Origin of the sequence: Streptomyces xanthophaeus (assembly GCF_000725805.1) — a bacterium.
In the GTDB taxonomy this organism is placed as follows: Bacteria; Actinomycetota; Actinomycetes; order Streptomycetales; family Streptomycetaceae; genus Streptomyces; species Streptomyces xanthophaeus.
Genome location: NZ_KL647133.1, coordinates 433,728 through 435,246 on the forward strand (window position 1 = coordinate 433,728; position 1,519 = coordinate 435,246).

Consider the following 1,519-nt stretch of genomic DNA (forward strand, 5'->3'; position numbering starts at 1 on the left):
CGCCTCGCCACCGACGTGCTGTACGCCCGGCTCGCCGACCTCGGCTACGAATACGGGCCGGCCTTCCAGGGCGTACGGGCCGCCTGGCGCGACCAGGACACCGTCTACACGGAGATCACGCTCCCCGACGAGCACGCCGAGACGGCAAGCGCCTTCGGTATTCACCCGGCCCTGTTCGACGCCGCGCTGCACGGCGGCCTGGAAGCCATGAGCACCGGGGACGAGTCGATCACTCAACTGCCGTTCTCCTGGTCCGGAGTCCGCTTCGGGCAGCCGGGCCGTTCCCGGGTGAGGGTGCGCATCACGCCGACGGACGGCTCCGGGCTGCGGATCGACCTCGCCGACGAGCACGGTACGGCGGTCGGCGGTGTCGACCGGCTCGTCTTCCGCCCGGCCGAGCGCGCGAAGCTCGGCGGAGGACGGCCGGCGACGAATAACTCGCTGTTCCGGATCGACTGGACCGACCTCGTCGGGACCACGGACACCTCGGACGGCCACCTGGTCGCCCTCGGCGATCAGCCGCTGCCGGTAGCGGAGTCGGTGCAGCGCTTCACGGACCTCGATGCGCTGGAGGATGCCGTCGCCGCAGGGGCCCCGGTCCCCGAGGCGGTCGTCGTGCAGATCCGGAAGCCGGATGCGGCGGATGCCGCCCTGGCGGCCCGCGCCGTGGCCTGTGACGCCCTCGCTCTCGTCCAGCGGTGGCTGGCGAGCACCTGGCTTGACGATTCGCAGCTGGTCGTGGTGACGCGCCGAGGTCTCCTGGTCGGAGACGATGCACCTGAGCTGGAGCTGGCACCGGTGTGGGGGCTCGTGCGCTGCGCCCAGTCTGAACACCCGGGACGGTTCGTCCTCGTAGACGTAGACGTAGACGCAGGTGGCGATGGCGATGGTGCGGTCGTCGACATCCCCTGGGGTTCCCTTCTCGCCTCGGGGGAAACGGAGTTGGCGGTCCGTGACGGACGGGTGCTCGTCCCGCGCCTGGCGCGTACGCGGCAGACCGTGACGTCCCCCGACAGCGCATGGCGCCTGTCGATCGAACGCAAGGGATCGCTGGAAGACCTCGAAATCGCACCCTCGGGCGCCGATCGCCCGCTGCGCACCGGTGAAATACGCATCGGCGTACGGGCCGCGGGCCTGAACTTCCGGGACGTGCTCATCGCGCTCGGGACCTACCCGGGTGAGGCGCCGCTGGGCAGCGAGGCCGCCGGTGTCGTCCTGGAGGTCGGCGCCGAGGTGACCGGCCTCGCCCCCGGCGACCGGGTCATGGGCCTGGTGCCCGACGGCTTCGGCTCGGTCGCCATCACGGACGGCCGGATGGTCGTGCCGATGCCGGAGAGCTGGTCGTTCACGCAGGCGGCCTCGGTACCTCTGGTGTTCCTCACCGCCTACTACGGTCTGGTCGACCTCGCCGACGTGCAGTCCGGCGAGCGGCTGCTGGTGCACGCGGCGGCCGGTGGCGTGGGTATGGCTGCGGTGCAGTTGGCCCGGCACTGGGGCGTCGAGGTCCTGGCGACGGCGA

Annotated in this window: 1 protein-coding gene; it reads left to right on the plus strand. The window is 71.5% G+C overall.

The window, feature by feature from the left end:
* A partial coding sequence (locus tag IO30_RS46200) for a polyketide synthase dehydratase domain-containing protein (protein WP_167347302.1) occupies positions 1 to 1,519 on the plus strand: 1,519 nt, incomplete at both ends.